This window comes from Undibacterium sp. SXout20W, assembly GCF_049340285.1.
Taxonomy (GTDB): domain Bacteria; phylum Pseudomonadota; class Gammaproteobacteria; order Burkholderiales; family Burkholderiaceae_D; genus Undibacterium.
In genome coordinates, this window is the sequence record NZ_JBMPPH010000004.1 from 88,999 (window position 1) to 111,150 (window position 22,152).

Annotated in this window: 19 protein-coding genes and 1 riboswitch; of the genes, 10 read left to right on the forward strand and 9 right to left on the reverse strand. The window is 48.6% G+C overall.

The features are described from left to right. Positions 1-59 precede the first annotated feature (59 nt). On the reverse strand, positions 60-1,439 hold the full coding sequence (locus ACO0K1_RS03905) for a hypothetical protein (RefSeq protein WP_423022896.1): 1,380 nt from the start codon (positions 1,437-1,439) through the stop codon (positions 60-62). Positions 1,440-1,543: 104 nt separating this feature from the next. Next, complete coding sequence (locus ACO0K1_RS03910) at positions 1,544-2,380, reverse strand: hypothetical protein (RefSeq protein WP_423022898.1); 837 nt, start codon at positions 2,378-2,380, stop codon at positions 1,544-1,546. A 242-nt stretch (positions 2,381-2,622) separates the two neighbouring features. Here ACO0K1_RS03910 and ACO0K1_RS03915 point away from each other — a divergent pair, with 242 nt between their 5' ends. Next, positions 2,623-3,651 (forward strand): alpha/beta hydrolase family protein, encoded by a 1,029-nt coding sequence (locus ACO0K1_RS03915; RefSeq protein WP_423022900.1) that lies wholly within the window; start codon positions 2,623-2,625, stop codon positions 3,649-3,651. A 17-nt stretch (positions 3,652-3,668) separates the two neighbouring features. On the opposite strand, the gene ACO0K1_RS03920 is transcribed toward ACO0K1_RS03915, so the two are convergent. Next, positions 3,669-4,904: a hypothetical protein gene (locus ACO0K1_RS03920; protein WP_423022901.1), complete on the reverse strand. Its 1,236-nt coding sequence runs from the start codon at positions 4,902-4,904 to the stop codon at positions 3,669-3,671. Positions 4,905-5,465: 561 nt separating this feature from the next. Then, a riboswitch (cyclic di-GMP riboswitch) is annotated at positions 5,466-5,556 on the forward strand. Between the two features lie 61 nt (positions 5,557-5,617). Between ACO0K1_RS03920 and ACO0K1_RS03925 the strand changes: the two genes are divergently transcribed. From ACO0K1_RS03925 to ACO0K1_RS03940, 4 genes are all read left to right on the forward strand, one after another. Then, positions 5,618-8,281 (forward strand): putative Ig domain-containing protein, encoded by a 2,664-nt coding sequence (locus tag ACO0K1_RS03925; protein ID WP_423022903.1) that lies wholly within the window; start codon positions 5,618-5,620, stop codon positions 8,279-8,281. Between the two features lie 299 nt (positions 8,282-8,580). Then, entirely contained in the window at positions 8,581-9,519 is a 939-nt protein-coding gene (gene ylqF, locus ACO0K1_RS03930; RefSeq protein WP_423022905.1) for a ribosome biogenesis GTPase YlqF, read from the forward strand. Continuing rightward, positions 9,516-10,304, forward strand: a complete 789-nt coding sequence (locus ACO0K1_RS03935; protein ID WP_423022907.1) for an enoyl-CoA hydratase — start codon at positions 9,516-9,518, stop codon at positions 10,302-10,304. Before ylqF ends, ACO0K1_RS03935 begins: the two co-directional genes overlap by 4 nt. 106 nt (positions 10,305-10,410) lie before the next feature. Beyond that, positions 10,411-10,950, forward strand: a complete 540-nt coding sequence (locus ACO0K1_RS03940) for a hypothetical protein (RefSeq protein ID WP_423022909.1) — start codon at positions 10,411-10,413, stop codon at positions 10,948-10,950. Between the two features lie 30 nt (positions 10,951-10,980). On the opposite strand, the gene ACO0K1_RS03945 is transcribed toward ACO0K1_RS03940, so the two are convergent. Then, a complete protein-coding gene (locus ACO0K1_RS03945) occupies positions 10,981-11,646 on the reverse strand; it encodes a GntR family transcriptional regulator (RefSeq protein WP_423022911.1) in 666 nt (221 codons plus the stop codon). Positions 11,647-11,870: 224 nt separating this feature from the next. Between ACO0K1_RS03945 and ACO0K1_RS03950 the strand changes: the two genes are divergently transcribed. Beyond that, positions 11,871-12,632 carry a helix-turn-helix domain-containing protein gene (locus ACO0K1_RS03950; protein ID WP_423022913.1) on the forward strand — a complete coding sequence of 254 codons (762 nt, stop codon included), beginning with the start codon at positions 11,871-11,873 and terminating at the stop codon, positions 12,630-12,632. Positions 12,633-12,666: 34 nt separating this feature from the next. On the opposite strand, the gene ACO0K1_RS03955 is transcribed toward ACO0K1_RS03950, so the two are convergent. Continuing rightward, complete coding sequence (locus tag ACO0K1_RS03955; RefSeq protein ID WP_423022915.1) at positions 12,667-13,713, reverse strand: proline racemase family protein; 1,047 nt, start codon at positions 13,711-13,713, stop codon at positions 12,667-12,669. A 21-nt stretch (positions 13,714-13,734) separates the two neighbouring features. Between ACO0K1_RS03955 and ACO0K1_RS03960 the strand changes: the two genes are divergently transcribed. From ACO0K1_RS03960 to ACO0K1_RS03970, 3 genes are all read left to right on the forward strand, one after another. After that, positions 13,735-13,878, forward strand: coding sequence for a hypothetical protein (locus ACO0K1_RS03960; RefSeq protein ID WP_423022917.1), 144 nt, complete (start codon positions 13,735-13,737; stop codon positions 13,876-13,878). 107 nt (positions 13,879-13,985) lie between these two features. Beyond that, positions 13,986-15,974 (forward strand): TonB family protein, encoded by a 1,989-nt coding sequence (locus ACO0K1_RS03965; RefSeq protein ID WP_423022919.1) that lies wholly within the window; start codon positions 13,986-13,988, stop codon positions 15,972-15,974. 55 nt (positions 15,975-16,029) lie between these two features. Further along, positions 16,030-16,935: a TIGR01777 family oxidoreductase gene (locus tag ACO0K1_RS03970; protein WP_423022921.1), complete on the forward strand. Its 906-nt coding sequence runs from the start codon at positions 16,030-16,032 to the stop codon at positions 16,933-16,935. Here the strand turns inward: ACO0K1_RS03970 and ACO0K1_RS03975 are convergent. Next, positions 16,927-18,081, reverse strand: a complete 1,155-nt coding sequence (locus ACO0K1_RS03975; protein ID WP_423022923.1) for a hypothetical protein — start codon at positions 18,079-18,081, stop codon at positions 16,927-16,929. The two genes, ACO0K1_RS03970 and ACO0K1_RS03975, sit on opposite strands and share 9 nt — an antisense overlap. Positions 18,082-18,257: 176 nt before the next feature. Between ACO0K1_RS03975 and ACO0K1_RS03980 the strand changes: the two genes are divergently transcribed. Beyond that, positions 18,258-18,923, forward strand: coding sequence for a tRNA-uridine aminocarboxypropyltransferase (locus ACO0K1_RS03980; RefSeq protein ID WP_423022925.1), 666 nt, complete (start codon positions 18,258-18,260; stop codon positions 18,921-18,923). 43 nt (positions 18,924-18,966) lie between these two features. Here the strand turns inward: ACO0K1_RS03980 and ACO0K1_RS03985 are convergent, their stop codons facing one another. The 3 genes from ACO0K1_RS03985 to ACO0K1_RS03995 all read right to left on the reverse strand — a co-directional run bounded on the left by ACO0K1_RS03985 (position 18,967) and on the right by ACO0K1_RS03995 (position 21,924). Continuing rightward, on the reverse strand, positions 18,967-20,949 hold the full coding sequence (locus tag ACO0K1_RS03985; protein ID WP_423022927.1) for an OPT family oligopeptide transporter: 1,983 nt from the start codon (positions 20,947-20,949) through the stop codon (positions 18,967-18,969). A 218-nt stretch (positions 20,950-21,167) separates the two neighbouring features. Beyond that, positions 21,168-21,596, reverse strand: coding sequence for a hypothetical protein (locus tag ACO0K1_RS03990; protein ID WP_423022929.1), 429 nt, complete (start codon positions 21,594-21,596; stop codon positions 21,168-21,170). Between the two features lie 130 nt (positions 21,597-21,726). Continuing rightward, positions 21,727-21,924 carry a hypothetical protein gene (locus tag ACO0K1_RS03995; protein ID WP_423022931.1) on the reverse strand — a complete coding sequence of 66 codons (198 nt, stop codon included), beginning with the start codon at positions 21,922-21,924 and terminating at the stop codon, positions 21,727-21,729. Positions 21,925-22,152 lie beyond the last annotated feature (228 nt).

Genomic DNA, 22,152 nt, shown 5'->3' on the forward strand with positions numbered 1-22,152 from the left:
TGACCCGGGATGATAGTAGGACTGAATCAACACTGAATCAAAACTTGATCAGAACTCGATCAAAACTTAAACAAAACACCGACAGTGCCACTCACGGACGAGCTTTGATTGCGCGGATCGACACCAAACACGGCGAGTTCATTTGGTAACGACGTAGGCGCCGGATTGAGTCCACCAAAACGTACATAACCCAAGCCACCATAGACCTGCAAGTGCTGAGAAATCTCTGGCAACTGGCGGTAGACGCCGAAATGCAGATACGTTGCCGTATTGCTTTGTCCCCATTCAGTTGGCGTCGTGGTGTACGCCTTGTTGTAACGGACAAAACCGCCGGTATAAGTCCATGGCCCTTTAAAGTACGACAAACCGCCCATAAAATCATATTCAATTGCCCGTCGTGGGACATTGTTGACGTCGTTATTGAATCCTTGCGAGGAGAAATAACAGCCAATACCCGTCACGAAATCGCATTGACGCATCGAGCCAGACCAGTCACTGCGTTTGGCACCCAATGTTAGTTTTAAGGACGGATTAAAGTAATGGTCACCTTGCAGTATCACCACGTTTTGATGCGGTGCGCTGTAGTTGGCCAGATTGTCTGCATTGCCGACATCACCGACCAATGCGCCTTTGGAAAACGACGATTGCAAGCCACCACGGCTGTTTTGCCAGATCAGCTCGATAAGATCAACGCTATTGGCAAACTGAACAAAAATTTCCCCGACCTTCGGGCGTGGTGGACGCTCGTTGTATAGCACTAACGCCGCATTTTTAGCAAAGTTAATATCGTTAGTCCCAAAGGTGCCTTCGAGCACCAATTTGCTGCCAAATAGTTCGATCGGGGAGGCGGTGTAACGTAATGCTTCTTTGAATAAACCATACCCAGCGCCGGTTTCACTCCACGCGCTGGACATCCCCAGTGGATACGTAAAGCTGTCGGAACGTGACCATGAGCGTGACAGTTGTGTACCGAAGCGCACCTCACCGAAAATCGGATGGCTCGCTGCAATATTTTTTTCGACAATGGTATTACCGTAAATATCGGCTTGGCCATTGCGGCTGCGGGTACTGATCTTGCCATCGACTTTCCATGCAGAATCAAACTCATGCGACAAACCTGCGCTGACGGACACTAAATTCAATGGTGGTCCGCTGGCAGTTTGCGCTGGTCCAGGCTGGCAAAAGGGGCCACCTGTAATGCCTTTGCCGTACACGCCGCGAGGATCTGGCGTAAACGCACAATTCAACAAACCCTCGGATCGGTTTGTTGAGATACCGTATTCACCGACACCGAATCCGGATATGGAAAGTTTAGCGAGGTTGCCCAGGCTAAACGTGCCGAGTTTATCATCATCACCAAAATCGGTAATTTGCTGAGCTGAGGCAAACCCCGCTGTGAGTGACAGTGTGACGACCGCCACATGCGCCAATTTTTTCATCTCGTCTCCATAGAGCATGTATTTGCTCAATGCTTTTTTTATGTGCGGATTGCGTTGAGCCATTGCTTCTTACAATGGGCAATGGCCTCATCGACAAACCACTCTTATAAGGTATTTAAGGTGGTGATATCGGCAGCTTTCATGGTGCCAGTAAAGCCAATATTTCCAACGACGACGGTATCAAATTCACCCTTGAGAATGCCTGGATTTTTGCTACCGACAATCTTGACGGCCACTGTCGTCACGCCAGCCGACTGCAATGTCGCCAACGAACCTACGCTACATGTAAAGGCGCTGAGTGGAATGGCATACGTACGTGCGCCCATGGCGGTTAACGCGACATTGTTGCCGACCACGGTGAGTTTTTGATCGTAAGAGCAGTCGCCTGTTGCCGCGGTGGTACCGGCAGCATTGTTAATATCGACGGTAAACACATTGGCATTACCACCGGTCGTGCTCGGTGCTACAGAGTTACCCATTTGAATCAACAACGTCGCTGCCTGGCTAATATCGACGGTGCTATTGCCAGGTGCCAGCATGGCGACATACACATAATCACCAGCAGCGGTTGCAGCGGCTGTTGCCTGCGCTTGCAATACGTAGAGTCCTGTCCGGTTAATATCGCCCTGAGACGAGCTATATTGGCCATAAATTAAATTACCGCCAAAACCTGTGTAGACGTCGCCTGATTGGGCACTATGCAAATAAGCGCCATTGGTTTGCGCCGAATAGCCGATATAGCCAGACGAAAATAAAATGTTTGGTGACGCTGTTACTGTCGTTCCACCGCCGCCACTGCTACCGCCGCCGCTGCCGCCGGATGCGGCATTGGGAGTAACCCCGCCACCATTGCAGGCAACCAGACCAGCGAGGGATAAAGATAAAACGGCAAGGGAAATGCATTTTTGGGCGAACTGACCCGCTGAACTGTTGTCTGGCATGATTGTCTCCGTCATATTTATTTGATAGCTGCTTTATGCAAGCTTTTGAAAGCGCTTTCATTATAATGTCGATTTTCTTTAAAGTGCAAGCGCAACTGTTGCATTTCTTGTGAATTTCAACCTCCTTCAGGGCTTACTGTAAGGTCAGCGATAAAATGATTTGAGAATAAGTAGCAATGGCTTTGCATAATGGTAATTTATTCATTTGCCACCTAAAAAGATCAAAATAACGGTATGTCGAAATGAACAATAAAAAACAGGAGAATGTGGTGCTGGGCACAGCCAATAATCGCCTTAACGCCAGGGTAGCCACAGCTATCTTGAGCATCTATTGTTTTGGGACGCATACTGCGAACGCCGAAATTATAGAAATAAGCCTGAAAATACCGGTGCAGGTTGAAGTTCCTGATCATCGTCAGTATCAGCATCAGCATCAGCATCAGAACCCGAACCCGAACCCGAATCAGCATCAGTTGACGATAAAACAGGATATCGTGGTGACCGTGGTGCGAGATACAGCGCAACGACATGCAGCGATCGCCTTGATTGCCCATGGGCGGCCAGCGAGTGCAGCCGATCGACTTCGGATGGGCCAAGTCAAATATCCCGGCAATGCACTCTGGTTGGTGCAGCAAGGTTTTGTGGTGATTGTTCCTACTCGTATGGGCTATGGTGCGACTGGCGGTCCAGATGTGGATTACAGTGGTGAATGCAATGATAAGCAATATTTGCCTGCTCTACAGGCGGCACAAAGCGAATATCGACAAGTTTTGGACTATGTGCGACGACAGTCTTATGCTGATTCGAAGCATACCTTACTGATTGGCGAATCGTTCGGTGGCATGGTGGTGTTAGCAATGACAACGGGTACGGCGGATCCCGGTGTTGATGGTGTCATTAATATGGCTGGCGGTGATGGTGGCGATAGTAGTCATCCTGACCAGCCTTGCCAGCCAGAACGGCTGGAGGCGAGTTTTGCTGCACTGGGTAAGCAAAATCAGCAAAATAAACAAAATAAACAAAACCAGATTCCTACACGCTGGATGTACAGTCTGAATGATCGGCTATGGGGCTCGACCTATCCGCGGCAATGGTTCGATGCATTTATACATGCCGGTGGTGTCGGGGAGTTTATCCAGCTACCGGCAGATAAAAATAATGGTCATTTTATTTTCAACCGCAATGTGCTTGCATGGCATCCGGCGGTTGAAAAATTTTTACTTGATATTAACCTCAGTGCGCCTAAAACACCGGCCGCACTGAGTCACTGACTGCTTGAGTCATTTAATTATTGAAAGTAACCAGCACCCGCATAAGGGTCAGGTGTGGCGCAAGCAGGCGCACCAGCGACCGCCGTACCGCAGAGAATATAGCGCGGGGTACGGTTTTGATCCCAGAGACCCCAACCGTCGTCGTTGCCTTTCCATGCTTCGTCGAAGCTTTCGAAGTAAAAAATCGTTTGTGGCCCGGTGCCTGCATTTTGCCAGGTGTTTAACAGGTCAAAATAATATTTCTGGTTGATAGGTTTGGCGGCGACAGTTTCAATCTGGCTGCCTTGATTTGTCTGCACGGCCTTCCATCCGGTTTCACCGATTACAATCGGCATGGCGGCACCCGTCGTGGTCTTAACATTCGCGCTATTGGTGAATGAGTAATTGGCTGCTGATGCGTAATTTGCCCGTGCATTGGCAATGGCGGCATTCATCATTGCAACCGCCCGTCCTTGACCTGCTGCGATGGCAGTTTGTTGCCAGTTCCAGCCACCATAATTACTCATAGGATAGGTGTGAATCGACGCAAAATCGATCAGCGGCAAAATTAGATCAGGCTTTTCGCCACTGGCTGTTAGACCTGCATAAAACGTATAGTCATCGTCAGCCGTCACTGGTTGGGCAACATTGGTTTTGACGAGGTTGACGTAGGTTGCCAGGCAGCTTGCTGGCAGATTATTGGCGAATGAGGTTTCATTGCCAACGCTGACAGTTGCGACATTGGAATAGGTGTTTGCTTGCTGAATGCCAGTTTGCATTTGAGCAGTATTCACCGCATTGACGCAATCAGTCGAGGCGCCAACCAGATAAATGCCAATCTGAAATTTTAAATTCGGAAAGTTCGCCTGTGCGGTGCTGAGGACGCGCGTGGAGACCTGATCGGCGCCAAACAATCTCAATAAGGTATAACCTGCAGATTGCAATAACTGCAGATCCTGCGTGATATTCGCCACACTCGGCAATTCTCCTTGATTTGGCCCACCAGCGCGGTAGGCGCTGTAATTGATTGCCTTTGCATTTTTGTAATACGTCGGGAGGCTGCGCTGTGCCATACTGTAGCTGCCCGCGCTGATGCCGATACCAGAGCTGCCACCGCTCCCGCCACCGCTACCTCCGCTTCCTCCGTTACTGCTGCCGCCAGGTAATCCGGTTGTCCCATCGCCACCGCAGGCACTGATTAAGCAGCATGCACTACAGGCAAGGATAAGAGGGCGTACTCTGAATTTAGCAATGCTGAATTGTGTGAAAAGCATATGGGGTCTCCGTAATTTGTTTTATGTTCTTGCTGATTTCATCCTGACAAAACGAACGGCAGCTTTTAAAACCAGCCTGAAGCTCATTTAAGTCGTTAATTTAGCAAATTATTCAAGGATATGAAAGCGCTTTCAAGCTAACTGAATTGAATGTTGTTGTCAAGTTGAATCAAATAGCCAACACTGAACTTAAATAGCGCGCAGACGTTGCCGTGAAATCGCTTTTTTACGAAGCAAGTTGATGGACTAATTTAATTACCCACATAAATAAAAGCATCTAACTGAATGCAAAAAATGAATCAAAGACACGATTGTCGATGGCTATATGTTTAAGTGGCTGTGCAATTAATTTGAACGCATCGTATGGTTGTTGATTAATTCACATTGAATTTTTTTATAGAGATTACAATTTCAAATAGCAAATTGAAAAATTTTGCTAAATAGTTGATTTTTAACGACAATATTTTATTAAAACGCTAATTTAAATCGGAGTTGTTACAAAATATTTCCATCTTTCTTTTGGATTTTTTATATACTTTGTTTGTATTACTTTTCGTAAATATTTATTTTAGGCAAACCCGACGAAAGCCGGGGACGCAAAGCTTCCGACCTACGGCGTAGTTATAAACGCTAAGGTAGCGGGGTTGCCAGTGTTGACATGTATTCTGACACTGTGCGTGCGCAGCCTTTTTCCGCCTTGGAGAGCTGACACCATGAGTAACAGACAAAAACGCTTGATTTCATCCGTTTTTTCTTCTTTTTCTTCCCCATTAGCCTATGCGTTAGCTTCTGCTGGCGTGTTAAGTTTGCTGAGTGCTTGCGGCGGAAGCTCTTCGTCCCCAACCGCTAGTGCCGATACCCCAGCGCAGATTTCCAGCGCAGTCTTGACGTTTGGCTTGAATCCAGACACACCAGCAACATCGGTGGACGCACCAGTACCAGTGCACCCAAGTTTTCATCTGGCGCCGGTGATCCTGTCTGAGCCTTCAAATATTGACGTGATCAATCCTGGTAATTCAGCCCGCATGTCGCCGAATCAACAGGCAATCCCAACCGAGTTCCAAGGCGTGAAAACGCGCGGCCTGACCTTGCAGGCGTTGCGCGCCGCACGTGCAGGCGGTCCTGCTCTGGCGGCAAACTCGACAGCAGCTGGCGTAACACCAAAAAACACGTCGTCAGTTGCGGTAACCTATACGCCAGCGCAGATTCGTGCGGCATACGGATTACCAACATTGCCTGCTAGTTTCACTGGTTTGACTGCAGCCCAGGCGGCACAGCTCGGTGCTGGTCAAACAATTTATATCGTTGATGCGCAAAGTGATCCAAATGTCAGTGCCGAATTGACGGCTTTTAATCAAAAATTTGGTCTGCCTGCGTGTACAGTGAAAACAATCGCAACAAACGCATCGTTGCCTTTACCGGCTCCTTCTGCAGCGTCTTGTGATTTGTCTATCGTCTACAGCACGCCGTCTGGCGGCATGACATCGACGGCGCCAGCGTATGACTCTGGCTGGGCGACTGAAATTGCATTAGACGTCCAATGGGCACACGCGACAGCACCATTAGCGCGGATTGTGTTGATTGAGTCTGCCGATGCGACCAATACAGGTCTGATCGGTGCGATCAATTTGGCAAATAACATGGGCCCTGGTGTTGTTTCCATGAGTTTTGGCGGATCTGAGGGAAGCTGGACTGCCTCTGTCGATTCCGCGTTTTCTAATACCCAGATGACCTATTTAGCAGCGACGGGCGACAATGGCGCTGCGGTCAGCTGGCCATCAGTCTCTTCTCGTGTACTTGCGGTCGGTGGTACGTCCCTGACATACACCGGCGGCACGCGTTCTGAAACTGCCTGGACTGGCACCGGCGGTGGTGTGAGTGCGTACACGGCAACACCAGCTTATCAAACAAGCGCCGTGCCTGGCATGGGAACGCCAGCGAAACGGACTGTCGCCGACGTTTCTTTTAATGCAGACCCATCGACGGGTCAATATTTGGCTGTTATTAGTCAGGGTAGTACGGCGGTTGGTTGGATGAGTGCTGGTGGAACAAGTTTATCGACACCACAGTGGGCAGGTATTATTGCCATTGCCAATGCGATTCGTGCACAGTCCGCCAAAGCAGTTCTTGGTGCACCACATAGCGTCTTGTACCAACAAATTTCGACGGTTGCGGCGACGTACTCCAGTAGCTTTGGCGATGTCAAGCAAGGTAGTGATGGTAGTTGCGGCACTTGTACCGCGAAAACCGGCTACGATTTTCTGACTGGTTTAGGCACGCCAAACGTGACTAACTTGTTGACTGCCTTGGCGGGTTCTGGCGCAGCAAGCGCACCAGTAGTGACCGGTGCTAATGTGACCGGTGCGGTTGGTACGCCACTGTCTTTCACGGTATCGGCAACTTCCCCAAATCCTTTGACGTACAGCTTGAGTGGCGCGCCAAGTGGCATGACGATCAATGCCAGTGGCGTTGTTAGTTGGGCGACACCGGTGGCTGGAACCTATTCAGTAACGGTAACGGCAACCGATGCCAAAGCAAATTTGTCTGGTAAAGGCGTGTACACCGTAACCATTACACCGCCTGTTGCGCCAGTCGTGACAGGTAGCGCTGTGAGCGGTAAAGTAGGTACAGCATTGTCGTTCAACGTCAGTGTTACTGATAGCAATCCTTACACTTTGAGTCTGAGCGGTGCACCGTCTGGCATGACGATCAGCGCAACAGGTGTGGTAAGTTGGGCGACGCCTGTATTGGGTACGTATTCCGTGACCGTGACGGCAACTGATAGCAAAAATGGTCTGAGCGGCAAGGGCGTGTATGTCGTAACGATCGCAGCACAACCGGCGCCAGTGGTGAGTGGCGGCAGTATTTCCGGCAAAGTTGGCAGCGCGTTGTCATTCACAGTCAGCGTGAATGACACCAACCCGTTGACTTACACCTTGAGTGGTGCGCCTTCTGGTATGAGCATCAGTAGCACTGGTGTCGTCAACTGGGCAACACCAGTTGCTGGAACCTACAATGTGACCGTGACGGTAAAAGATACAAAAACCGGTTTGAGCGGACAAGGCGTCTATGCAGTCGTCATTAGCGCAGCAACACCCGTCGGTCCAGTTATCACAGCGCCAGCAATGACCGGCGTTGCTGGTAAGGCGATGTCGGGCACCATTAGTATTGCTGATGCTGGCGCGACTGGTTTGTCGGTGTCTATTTCTGGTGTTCCTCTGGGCATGAGTCTGGCGCCAGGTAGCGGCAGTACTTTGACGTTAGTTGCATCTTGGGCGAATCCTGTCACTGGTACTTACACCTTAAAAGTGACTGTTACGGATAATCTCGGAAGAACGGCTTCGGCCTCCATCCCAGTAACGATTACTGCGCATTGATTGCTTGTTACTGTTGCAAACAAGCTAAATAAAAAAAAGCGGTACTGAAGTCATCAGTACCGCTTTTTTCATTGGCCGCTTTGTTTTTTCGTATTTTGATGGACGTCGTATTCAATAAATACTCCCCCAGGTATTTTTGGAGTGCGTTTATTTACCTCGATAATTTGAATAAGATCACACATACCCCCTTATTTCCTCTTAAATGACCTAAATATTCGGAGGCAGGCAGAAACTTTTGGGTCAAGCGCAGCAGACTTCCGTACAATATCGCTTTGATTTAGCAAAAAAGAAGAATAAGCATGTCCATACAATGGTTCCCCGGCCACATGAACGCCGCCCGCAAGAAAGCGGCGGAAACCATGGAAAACACCGATTTGGTGATTGAAGTGTTGGATGCCCGCATCCCGCAAGCAAGTTGTAATCCCATGGTGGAGCAACTGCGGGTATTTCGCCAGCGTCCTTGCCTCAAAATTTTAAATAAAGCTGATTTGGCTGACCCTAATGCAACGAAACAATGGTTGGATTTTTATAACGCCCAAAAAGATGTTTTTGCGGTCGCGATGAGTTGCAAAAAGCCAGCAGACGTTGCCAAAGTACCTGGTTTTGCACAAAAATTGGCGCCCCATCGCGCGGTGCCGACCAAGCCACTGCGCATGATGATAATGGGTATTCCTAACGTCGGTAAATCGACTTTGATGAATGCCTTGCTGAAAAAACGTGTTGCCAATGTGGGTGATGAACCAGCCGTGACCAAAACGCAGCAGCGTTTGTATCTTGGCAAAAATATGATTTTGACCGATACGCCAGGTATGTTGTGGCCGAAGATTGAACATCCTACCGATGGTTTGATGTTGGCTGCCAGCCATGCGATTGGTGTGAATGCATTGATTGAAGAAGAGATCGCAACGTTTTTGGCTGAGCAATTGCTGCTGCACTATCCAAAGTCTTTGGTGACACGTTATGGTTTTAATCTTGATGGCATGGATGCGGTTGCCGTGATTGAAGGCGTCGCGATGAAGCGTGGTTACAAGCTCAAAGGCGGTGATTGGGATTTTGAAAAAGCCTCACATACCTTGTTGCTTGATTATCGTAGTGGTGCTTTGGGACGCATTAGTCTGGAAACACCTGCGAGCCGTGAACATTTGTTGGCCACGTATGTGCCGCCTATCTTGTTAGGTCAAGGTAAGAGCGTACAAACGGGTATGGAACCAGAAATTGAGGATGACGATCAGTCATGAGCCTGCCAGCCTCATCACTTTCCGCACTCGTGTTGCGCCATGTTGAGGCGGGCGTGTGCACCCTAACCTTGAATAACGGTGATCGTTTTAATGCCTTGTCGGAAGACATGCTGACGGCATTGCTCGTCACGTTGAAGGAAATTGCACAAACCCCAGAGGTGCGTGTGGTCGTGTTGGCAGCCGCAGGTAAAGCATTTTGCGCCGGCCACGACCTCAGGCAAATGCAAGCAAATCCTTCGCAACAATATTATCAACATTTGTTTCAGCAATGCACCAAACTGATGCTCGCTATTCAACAATTGCCGCAGCCAGTCATCGCCCGCGTCCATGGGATTGCCACTGCAGCGGGTTGCCAGTTGGTTGCGATGTGCGATCTGGCTGTCGCGGAAGAAAACGCAAAATTCGCGGTATCTGGGATTAATGTTGGTTTATTTTGTTCGACACCAGCGGTCGCTTTGTCGCGCAACATCTCTCGCAAGCAAGCAATGGAAATGCTGCTGACGGGCGACTTTATCGATGCGTCAACGGCACTGCAACGTGGATTGGTCAATCGTGTTGTTCCTTTTGCCATGCTCGATACTTGTATTGCCGACTTAACGGCCAGCATCGTCAGCAAGCCAGTTGCTGCCATCGCCATGGGTAAGCAACTATTTTACAAACAGCTAGAAATGGGTGTCGACGCCGCTTATCAATTAGCGGGACAAACCATGGCATGCAATATGATGGAAGACAGTGCGCAAAAGGGTGTGCAGGCTTTTATCGAAAAACGCCATTCAAAACAATAGAAAACCAGATGTTCGCTGCTCAAGACAGTCATCATTATTGATGTGATTTAGCTGATTAACTGATTAGCTGATTGATTTTTCCCTCTGTCGATTTTTTCATGCGCTCATGAATAGCTACCTCGGACTAATTTTAAAGATTTTGTGTTGCTATGCAATTTCCTGGACGATTTATCATGTAATCAGCCCAGTGAGTTTCGAGGCTGCCATTATTACGTTGTTGTCGACCCTATTTTTGTGGGCGCATTTGTTTGCCAGAGATATTCTCAATTTTTTCATTGCCATTAAGCACAAAGCGGAGCGCGATGCCTTATCGTCCTGGAGTGGTCGCTACTACGAATTCGATGGACACCATATTCGGTTTTATTTCCATGACGAAAAAATCTGGATTCCACTACGTGATTTGACATCACTTGTGAAACCGGAAATCGGCGAACGTGAACTACGCTTGTTGGGTTCTGATTATTTTCTGCTGCCGGAAATAAACGAATGGGCAGTCAGCGAAATTGGTGTAGAAAAATTGTTGATGACGCGAACAGAACATCGCCGCGCCGATTATCAGATGATCCGTCTTAAGCGCTGGCTCACGCAACAAGCGCTGCCAAATGTGCGACGCTTGCCCCGTTCATCTGTGACAGGTTCTCACTAGCGTAGTCACCACTCTGCAAGTGTCACCTGGTCAGACGGGGACCAGCCGCGCGAAGGACTCCAGATAATCCATCAAACCGTCGATGGCTTTGGTTGCCATCTCTGTTTTACCCTTTGCGACCGCTTTTGCAACTAATAAATGGCATCGCGCACACTCTTCTAAATCACCTTCATGTTGGTGTGCATACCAAAAACGTCTGCTCTTGATAATCAACGGTATTACCGCCGCAACAGCGGATGGATTTGCGCAGGCATTTTGGATAATGTGGTCAAAAGCCTGATCGGCAGCCATGTAGTCGTTCAGCGTATGGCGTTTGGCTGCAATCAACATTTGTTCTGCACAAACCACGAGTTCTTTACGTTGTTGGGGCGTGGCTCTCTCGGCCGCATTTTGCGCAATTAATCGTTCCAGTACGCGCCGTGTTTCTATGAGCGATAGGTGTGCTGATACCTCGATATCACTGACCACCAGCCCGCGTCGTGGCATGGGTAAAATCAGCCCATTCGATGCCATGCGCATAAGCGCTTCGCGCAATGGGGTTCGTCCGAGCCCGGTTTTATCAATGAGATAGGCCTCAATAATCGGGGCGCCGGGCTTTAATTCCATCGTCACGATCATGCTTTCCAGCGCATCGTACGCGACATCAGCAGCACGTTTTTTTTCGACAGGATCAGTTATTTCAAAATTGGTGAGCATGGACTCGGCTTTTGAGTGGGTAAATATATTTTATGTTGATAATATCAAGTTATTTCCAAATTTTACTCTGTTTAAAGTAAATATTTCAAATATTACCTTGCATGGGTGTACTGAGACACTCTTGAAATATGGCGAGTGCGCGACGTTGCTCGCAATAACCTGATTTCGAAGGGTAAAATACCCTTGAACCAACTTTTTGTCGCGTCAGTCAGGATTCTTCGATAATGGAAAAAAAACAACTCTCTTTGTCTCAACAACGACTGGATCTGGCCGCACAAGTGGGTGACGCTTTTTTTGCAGAGACGTTGTTTGATGCGATGGACGACATTGTTTTTTTTGTCAAAGATCTTGCCGGACATTATCTGGTGGTGAATCAGACTTTGGTACGTCGCTGTGGACTCAGAGAAAAATCGGCGCTGTTAGGACGCACCGCCAGTGATGTTTTTCCAAGTAAATTAGCAGCAAATTATGTGGCGCAAGATGCCTTGGTGTTGAGCGGAGCCAAAGAACTCCGCGACCAGCTTGAGTTACATTTGTATCCGAATCGCTCGCCCGGTTGGTGTCTCACGCAAAAATTCGCTTTGCGTGACAGGCATCAGAAAATTATAGGAATGACCGGTATTTCACGCGATCTTGCCAGCCCGGATCAACACCATCCTGTCTACGAAAAGATTGCCGTGGCAGTGGCGCATTTACATCATCACCATGCGCAAAATATCAAGATGTCCGATCTGGTCACACTTACCGGGTTGTCGCTGGCGCAGTTAGAAAGAAATTTCCATAAAATATTTTCGATTACACCACGCCAGATGATGGTCAAAATTCGTCTTGATGCGGCATCAACCATGCTGAGTCAGTCCGAACAAAGCATCACCGATATTGCACTCGCTTGCGGCTATCAGGATCACAGCGCTTTTTCCAGAGTTTTTAAAGCCACGGTTGGCATGACGCCCAGAGAATACAGGGACATGCTTGCCGCCTCATAGTAAATGCGACAAACATGGCGATGGCGCTTACGGTTCAGCGTATTCCCCAAACAAACGGGTCATTGTCATCCAGTAATAAGTTCGCCTCTGCATTGATATATGCGGTACCGCGCAGACTAGGCAAAATCGTGGAAATTGCCACTGTGTTATCCGAATCGCTCGCTTGCTGAGTTAGTTGATTTAGTTGATTTAGTTGATTTAGTTGATTTAGTTGATTTAGTTGATTTAGTTGATTTAGTTGAGCTTGTGGATTTTGATAAGAGGCCACGAAGACACTCCCAAGGATGCTTTCCTGCCGCCATAATTCGCCGGGCAAGAGCTTACCATCGGCAGCCAGACAGGCGAGCTTTGCACTGGTTCCCGTACCACATGGCGAACGATCGTAGGCTTTGCCAGGGCAAAGTACAAAATTTTTGCTATCGTTTTCTGGATGACTGGCAACGCCAAACAGTTCAATGTGATCAATCAGGGCGCCATTTGCGCCAGTGATGCCATTGGCTTCCAATGCCCGCCGAACGCGCCAGCTGTAGTCGGTTAATGTCTCGACATTGGAGAGAGTCAACTCTTGCCCATGGTGATTCATCAGAAAAAACCAGTTACCACCCCACGCGATATCACCGGTGGCTATACCAATTCCCGGAACCTCGACGCTGACCGCCCGCCGAAACCGATACGCAGGAACATTATGGACGGTTACAGAATGATCTGCATGTAATTCAGCCTCTACGATACCAACTGGCGTTTCGATGCGATGTTGACCGATGCCGATTTTTCCTTGGTAGGCGAGAGTGACGATGAAACCTATCATTCCATGCCCGCACATACCGAGATAACCAACGTTATTAAAGAAAATCACGCCGGCGACGCAATTCGGCTCGCTCGGCGCGCATGCCAATGCACCGACCAGAACATCTGACCCGCGTGGCTCACAGACAGTGGCACTGCGGAAATGATCAAATTTTTCCTTAAATACGATCAATTGCTCTGCGACGCTGCCATGCCCCAGATCGGGACCGCCGTCAATAATGATACGGGTTGGCTCACCCCCTGTATGGGAGTCAATAACATGTAATTTTTTCATTGTAGACTCTGCGTATGATGGATGACATTAGCATACGTGGATTGCACTCAATTTGTCTTGCTCGGAAATTATCCCTGCGATGTGGAAATCGGCATAACGGTATCGGACGGTAAAGGGGACTTGATCGCTGCCCGCAAAGACATGCTCAGCCGCTTATATGAATAAATGATAAATTCACTATGAAATGGCTGCGAATCATAGGGACGGATGGTACAGTAGCAACCCAGACTTTTAAAACTTTAGCAAAAACAGTAGGGACGAAAAGCGCTTGCATGAATCTGTTTCCGCACAAATACGACCATAAAATGCCGCTCGATGTGAAACGTCGCTTGACGGCGGCGATCGTTGTTTCAGTATTAGTGCATGCTTTCGTCTTATCTTTACAGTTCGTCACGCCTGGTGCCGGGCAGCCTGATGTTGCCGTGCCTTTGAGTAAAAATAGCAGTGCAGTTGCAGAAATCAGCGCGGTGCTCATACCTGCCGGGCCGCTGCCAATACCAATTGAAAAAAATCCAACATCGGCCTTGAGACCTGTTCAGCCAACCGTGCCAGCAGATCCGCCAATATCTGCTAAGTCGGTGCAAAAGCAAGGAATGCAGCTAGTTGCGCCGATGCCCGTTGCTAGCTTGCCGCCACTTGCGGCAAAGGAGAACAACAGTAAGCACGCGCCGCATCGCCTGAGAAAATCTGCCAGCGCGCTAAAACAAGCCCATAAATACAAATCCTTGGCGACGGAAATTCCTGATTTGATCACACAGGATGTGTTAAGAGATGACAATTTTATTGTTGCCGTGCGTGATCCTGATGAGGTAAAAAAGGATAATTTGCCGCAGGAATTGGGTTCGACCTTGCCCGATCCTCATAACTCTGAACAAGCCGAGAAAAAGCTTATGCTTGCGTCAGAAGAAAAAATAATCACCCCATTAGCCGACGCTGATGCGGCAGTGGCGAGTGTCGCACGTTATGAAGTAGACGAAAGTCAACGCCAAAAGAAAGAAGCTGAACGTCTGCAACGTAGCCGACAATTAGCGGCAGAAAAAGCCCAGGATCTGTCAGCGCAGGAAAAAATGTTGAAGCAATTAGATGACGATAACCGCCAACAAACAGCACAACTGCTACGCGCTGAGGCCGCTGCGGCGGCACTAAAACACCAATTAGAGCAGGAAGAACAGACCCGACAGGCGCAACAAGATGCAGCCAATGCGGCCACCGTCGCACTCGCTGAAAAACAGAGTAAAGAGAATATTCGCCAGATTGATGAAAGTCTTAAGCAGCAATTACAGCAGGAATTAAATCAACGCGAACTTCAACGTAAAGAACGTTTGCGGGAACTGGCACTGGCTCGTCAGAAAAACGATGAGCTCGTAGAACAAAAAGAACGTGAAGAACAAGAAAAGCGCATTTTGCAAGCTGCTGAAATGCAGCGACAACAGCAAGCACAACAAGCACAACAAGCACAACAAGCACAACAAGCACAACAAGCACAACAAGCACAACAAGCACAACAAGCACAACAAGCACAACAAGCACAACAGTTAGCAGAACAAGCGGCAAGGCAAGCGCAACTTGCGGCACAGGCCGCGCAAGCCGCAAAACTGGCACAGGCAGCACAGGCAGCACAGGCAGCACAGGCAGCAAATCAACTCGCCCGAGCCCATAACGATACGCAAAGTCAGTCTGCACGTGTGGCGACGCAGGCTAATTCCGCGCAGAACAATGATGATATTTTTGGCTCTGGCAGCACGCGCGGTTCAGCGGATAACGGCAACTTGCCCAAGCCGTCTCTTGTATTGCCAAAAAACTTGTTCAACAGTGATCTTGCCAATCGTGCCCAAGATGCCATAAAAGGCTTAGGTATTTTGCCTGGTAAGCCACCAAAGCCACTTCTTGATGAAAAAGCCCGCCGCCACACCATTTTTAATAGCACGGAAAAAGATGTTCAAGTCCGTATGTATGCGGAAAGTTGGAAGCAAAAAATAGAACGCAACGGGAATTTGAATTACTCGCAAAGTTCTAGTAATAAAGCCCGTGGCGATCCTTTAGTCAGTGTCGCAATTCGTAGCGATGGTAGTGTTGAGGATGTGACGATATTGCGCTCAAGTGGTCGTGAGGATTTGGATCAGGCGGTGCGCAATATTGTCCGGCTCAATGCCCGTTACGCCGCGTTTCCGCCAAGTATCGCTGCACAGTATGATGTACTTGAGATCCGACGCATCTGGAGTTTTGATGATAATCTGAAGATTGTTGAGGAACTTCGTTAAATCCATCGTCATTTTTTGACCCGATTATTTACTAAAATAACAAGACAAGCAAAACATGGAAATTTTAATTACTGGCGGAACCGGCTTAATTGGTCGGCGCTTATGTGCTGCGCTGACGGCTCAGGGACATAGTCTGACAGTTCTTAGTCGTCGCAGTAAAATGGTGCCAACACTCTGCGGCGCGGGTGTAAAAGCAATATCCAGTTTGGATGAGTATCATTCCGACTTGTGTTTTGATGCTGTGATTAATTTGGCTGGGGAGCCGATCGCGGATGCGCGTTGGAGTGAGCAACGCAAACAAAAGTTGCGCCAGAGTCGGATTGATTTAACGGAATCGTTAATGCAAAAAATCCGGATGGCGTCACATCGACCAAAGGTCTTTCTCAGTGGCTCTGCGGTGGGTTTTTATGGCAATGGTGGCGACGTCGTTTTCAGTGAACAAGCACCGGCGGGTGGTGATTTTGCCGCACAACTCTGCGTCGATTGGGAGGCCGCGGGCATGGGCGCGGCAGCCATGGGAATACGTACCTGCATTTTGCGCACTGGTTTGGTGTTGGATAATACGGGCGGTATTTTACAAAAAATGCGATTGCCGTTCAGTCTTGGACTGGCAACAAGAATTGGTGATGGCTACCAATGGATGAGTTGGATACACATGCAAGACTACATTGCCATCGTCCTGTTTTTGTTGCAGCATGAAAATGCGGTCGGCTGTTTTAATTTGGTTGCACCTGAACCAGTCACAAATCGTAAATTTACGCGTCTTTTAGCCATCGCCTTGCACCGCCCTGTGTTATTTGTGACCCCCGCTTTTTTCCTGAATCTGGTATTAGGCGACATGGCGGAATTAGTCGTTGGTGGCCAGCGCGTCATTCCTGCCAAGCTTAAGTCGCTTGGATATGAATTTAAGTATCCGTCGCTGCTGCCAGCATTGACGGACTTGTTACGATCATCAAGGTAATGTTGCAGGCGCAGCGTAATAAGTGGTGCTGAGTTTTTTGAACTGCCCGCCATCGGTCTTGATGGTGGTTTGATGTACCTCACCAGCGCCAAACACGACGCCGAGAGCGCCTGCATTGACCAGATCAGCCGTATGATTCATAAAATAGTGCACCCGATTGTCACGCCATAATCCTGGAGATCCGCCGGCGGTCGTAGATGGCACGCCCAATGGGGTTTGCCACCATAAAAGTGGCAATTGTAAGGTGCTATTGAAATTCTTACCCTGCGTGATATTTTGAGCAAAGTTTGGGGTGCTCACATTTGCTTCATCCCAATACCAACCCGTACCAATGCGCGAGCAATACGATGGCTGTGGTACGGTTTCAAAACACCCCGCGTCACGATCGAGTGTCTGCATCACCACAAAATCAGCATTACCGGCCCCAAGCTTTTGCATAAAACCCAAAGACGCCGGATATAAATCGCTTGCTAATGAAGGGGGAAAGCCAACATAGGCTTTTGGCGCATAGGTGCGGGCGGTGAGCAGCAAACATTGGGCAACGCCACCCACCGTGTTGGCTAAATTGGGACAATCGGTGTTTGAATTGACGATCGCTGCCACGGTACTTGGATCTGAATTGGTGCTGGCTCGTTGTGCGTATTCCCAAAAATCAGGCTCAAAATTCACTAAAACGGGTTTTCCGTAAAGCTTAATTTGTTGAAATAGCAGCCGGACGTTGTTCCAATAGGCGCTCATAAAGGTCGGGTCCGTTAATACGGATAAATTACCATCGCCATTCGCTGCCATTTGATAGAGCGTGAACATGGGCACGGCACCTAGCGTAGACGCGTTTTGGCCCACGACTTGCACATACGCACCAGAAGGACTATTCCAGGTGGGCCAGGCGCCGCTACCGACGCCGGTCAAGTATTGATCATAGAGATCAACATGAATATTTTGCGTTTGAATATCGATAACATCGGTTGTTCCCAGTCCGATTAACAAACGCTTAGACAGACCGAGGTTCGTTGCCAGAACCCCCGGCTTTTGCTGCAAGGTGGGCGGCGTTGGCGTTGGCGTTGGCGTCGATGAGCTACCACCGCCACCGCCACATGCGGCGATGAGTAGTGCGGTACTTAAAGGTATCAAGCGTAATAGTTTCATTTTGGAAAGCCCAGCAGGTCAGCGATATAGGTATGATAGTCGAAGCGTTGCATCGATGTTTTGGTGCTGTGTAAATCAGTGTTTCAATAATTGCTATGCAGAAACGAAATTGTTTCACTTCAGTGAGCTGTCGTACAATGCAGACCTCTTTTCAACCGTTCTTTTAGGGTTTTCATATGCGTTCTGACAGGTGCGCACCTAGCACTAATTCTCGCCACATCTGCTCGCAATGTCAGCGTCCACTAACCAATTGTATTTGTCGTTGGGTAATGCCTGTGGCAAATTGCGTGGAGGTTCTGATATTGCAACACCCTCTTGAAGTAGGGAATGCAAAAGGTAGTGCGCGCTTACTTGGCTTGTGTCTGAACGCTTGTCAGTTAATGGTTGGAGAAAGTTTTGAACCCCAGACCTTACGAGAGGCGCTACATGCGTCCCCAATCAACAAGATGACTTCCAAGGCGTTACAGCCTGTGCTCCTTTATCCAGATACCGTTGACAATCAAGCGGTAGACCTGGTGCGGCTTGCACGATCAAACATGCCGGAAACGACCGATCCGAGCCAACTTAGGCTTGTTGTCCTTGATGCAACGTGGCGAAAAAGCCGCAAAATGCTCTACCTCAACGCCATTTTACAAACCTTGCCACGGCTCAGTCTGACAGCGATGCCGGCATCGCATTACCGAATTCGCAAAGCGCATAAGCCAGATCAACTGTCTAGTCTGGAAGCGAGTACTTACGCTTTGATGCGTTTAGAGCAAAATGAAGAAAAATTTCTGCCATTACTGAACGCTTTTGATGGTTTTGTCGAACAGCAATTGCAGTATATGCCAGAGCGAAAATAAAAAAGCCCCGCACAGTGGCGAGGCTTATCGGAAGTGATTTAACTCAGATCATCACGTTGATCAGCGCATTGCCAATACCAACCAATGCTGCACCAGAAATCAGACCTGCGCAGATTGGTTCGCAACCGTCTACCCAGAAATCATAACCTTTGGTGCCCGGCGTTGCATTGCGGCGACCCATGTACCAGAACACCATCGCACCTATCCACATCGCCAGGCATGATTCTGGTGGCAACACAACACCAAGCCCTATCGATACGGTGGATAAAGGGAAGCGTCCCTTCGTGACAATCCGCGCACCCTCAATGACTACTGCACTCATCGCAGCCACAATCATAGAGATCACTGCGGAGGTATGCAGACTGTGCACACCTTTGGCAATCAGGTCTGCGACGCCTTTCCATTGCACCGCTGATGGAAATGCAAACTGTTCAGTCACAATCGTGGCAGTACTACGAACACCATTTGCATCGGCGGGCAGGAACAACAAGTAATAAAGCGGAACGCAAGCCAAGGCACCGGAGAAAATACCGATCACGTGACCAATCGCTTGTTGACGTGGTTTTGCGCCCAGCATATAGCCAGGTTTAATATCAGACAGCAAATTCGATGCATTCATGGCTACTTCGGCCGTCATACCAGCGGGCAGAATATTATTGGCTGGGTTCACATGATCAATCGCACCAATTGAGAACTGTGTGATTTTTGCCAGCGCACCACTCGGCACCCATGATGTCAGCGCCATCGAGTTAATACCGATAATGGTCAACACAAATATCAATGGCAATGAGATGAAGGACAGTAACCAGGAAACACCAAAAAATTCGTGCGTTACGGCGGCGCCGATGACGCTGAAAATTGGTACGCCAACATACGATACCCATAAAGGCAGTTCAATCTCTTTCAGGACATCGTTAGTCGGTTCGGGCGCCGCTTTTTTCTTCAGACTCTTAAAAGTGTTAGTAAAAATTTCAGGTTTAGCCGCCAAGCCTACCAATGAGCCAACCACCATCATTGAGACACCCCACCAGAGCGACCATTGGTTGACGATTTCAGCGCGTGTGAGTGCAACGATATGTCCATCGATACCAATGCGTGGTGCAATGTCACCTTGGTTAATCATGATGGGAGCCAGAATCACAAAATTGATGAAAGCACCTAATAAGACGCTGCTGGCGACGCGGATACCCATCAAACCACCAACGCCGAACATTGCCGCATCTACCGTAAAACGCAGACCTAGTGTGCGGAAATCAACGCCAGCAATTTTAGGTGACCACAGATCGTATTTGACCATCGCGGCGTAATAGTAATCATCAAAGCGTTCGTGCAAATTCCATGCTTCTTTCATGCCGGCCCATTGGTCCATACGTAGAATTTTGAACTGTATCAATTTCATCCAGCCATCGCTGACGATCATCTGATACAGTCCGGTAAATACTGCTGTCATGGCTAACAAGCGTGCTTTATACATTCCTACGTCGGCATTGCCAGTGTACAAAGAATCTAAAACAACACCGCAGGCGCGCCCTTCTGGGAAGGGCAACTGGTCTTCATTGATGAAACGGCGTTTCATTGGAAATGCAATCAAGACGCCCAAAATAGCCACAACAACCATCCAGACCATCATTTGCCACCACGGAATAATTTTTCCGCTGACCAGCATGAAGGCAGTCAGGCAGGCCATTAATGGAGAAACCATGTAGCCAGCTGCTGTTGCGATGGATTGCGTGCAGTTATTTTCAAGAACTGTGAAATCGTTTGCCAAACCTGCTTGCGCCAGTAACCTGAACATGGCAAATGCCAAAATCACGGAGGTCAGTCCAACGCCGATGCCAACGCCGGTCTTCGCGCCAATGTATAAGGCTGTGGCGGCTAAGATGCCACCTAGGAGGAAGCCTGTCAGGGCTGAACGTAGCGTCAATTGCGCCATGTCGCCACGGTAAATATTTGTGAACCACCATTCATCCTTTTGGGATCGGGTCCATGTCTTGATCTGCTCTTCGGATAGATGTTGCAGCGCCATTATGTCTCCAGCGTCATGTTTAGGACAGAAAACGAGGGTAAAGTATCATTTTGATAAAATTATCAAAATGACGACTTTATTCGATTAAAAATGAAAGTTTTCTTTCAGGTGCCGCAGTATCTAAGTCTGTCAGCTGACTGTCAAGCATCATCAGGGAAAAACGACAATTTGCTTATGATGCGGTGCGATAAAAGAAGATTGATGAAAATGCTAAATTATTAATATAGCGGCTTCTGGTATCTAAGGCTATCCTGATGCCCGCCATTTTCGTCATTTTCAATATCTAAAATGATTGCTCGTTGTAGAGCCAAGCCGGGAGTGGCCCGGCGGCCACTTACTTTTCTTTGCTTCGCCAAAGTAAAGTAAGCAAAAGAAAGGCGACGCTGAGACTTTGCCCTGCGGGTGCCGTCACTGCGTGTCGGCACAATTTGCGCTTCACGAAAAACGGGAAAGTGTCGAAACTCGCTGCGCTCAGACAACGACACTTTCTGATCCGTTTTCCGTGAAGCGCAAATTGCTTTGTCTAAAGCGGGTAGGGTCTGCATCAACGTCCACTTCAACATCAACGTCCATTTCAACATCAACGTCCATTTCAACATCGACGTCAACATCAACATCAACGTCCATTTCAACATCGACGTCAACATCGACGTCTATCTCCAACTCTAGCGTTTAGGGTGGAGGTTATGCTTTAAGCCTTCGTTTCTTGTTGATTTTTAGTGTTGTACTTCGGGCGACCAGGCCGGGTGTGGCCCGGCGGCCACTTACTTTTCTTTGCTACGCCAAAGTAAAGTAAGCAAAAGAAAGGCGACGCTGAGACTTTGCCCTGCGGGTGCCGTCACTGCGTGTCGGCACAATTTGCGCATCACGGAAAACGGGAAAGTGTCGAAACTCGCTGCGCTCAGACAACGACACTTTCTGATCCGTTTTCCGTGAAGCACAAATTGCTTTGTCTAAAGCGGGTAAGGTCTGCATCAACGTCCACTTCAATATCGATACGATACGGCTACTCAATTGCAGAGCGGGTGCAAACCGCCAATATCGATCTGATAAGCACTAATTTTAGCCGTTTGAATCTATCTCATGTAAGTGGATGTCATGGCAATGGCGGTGCAGGGATCAGGGTGATTGGTCATCGGAAGTATAAAAATGCCGCTAAGACAAAAAGTTTGTTTATCTATGTAGTTAGCCCTTAGTACCACC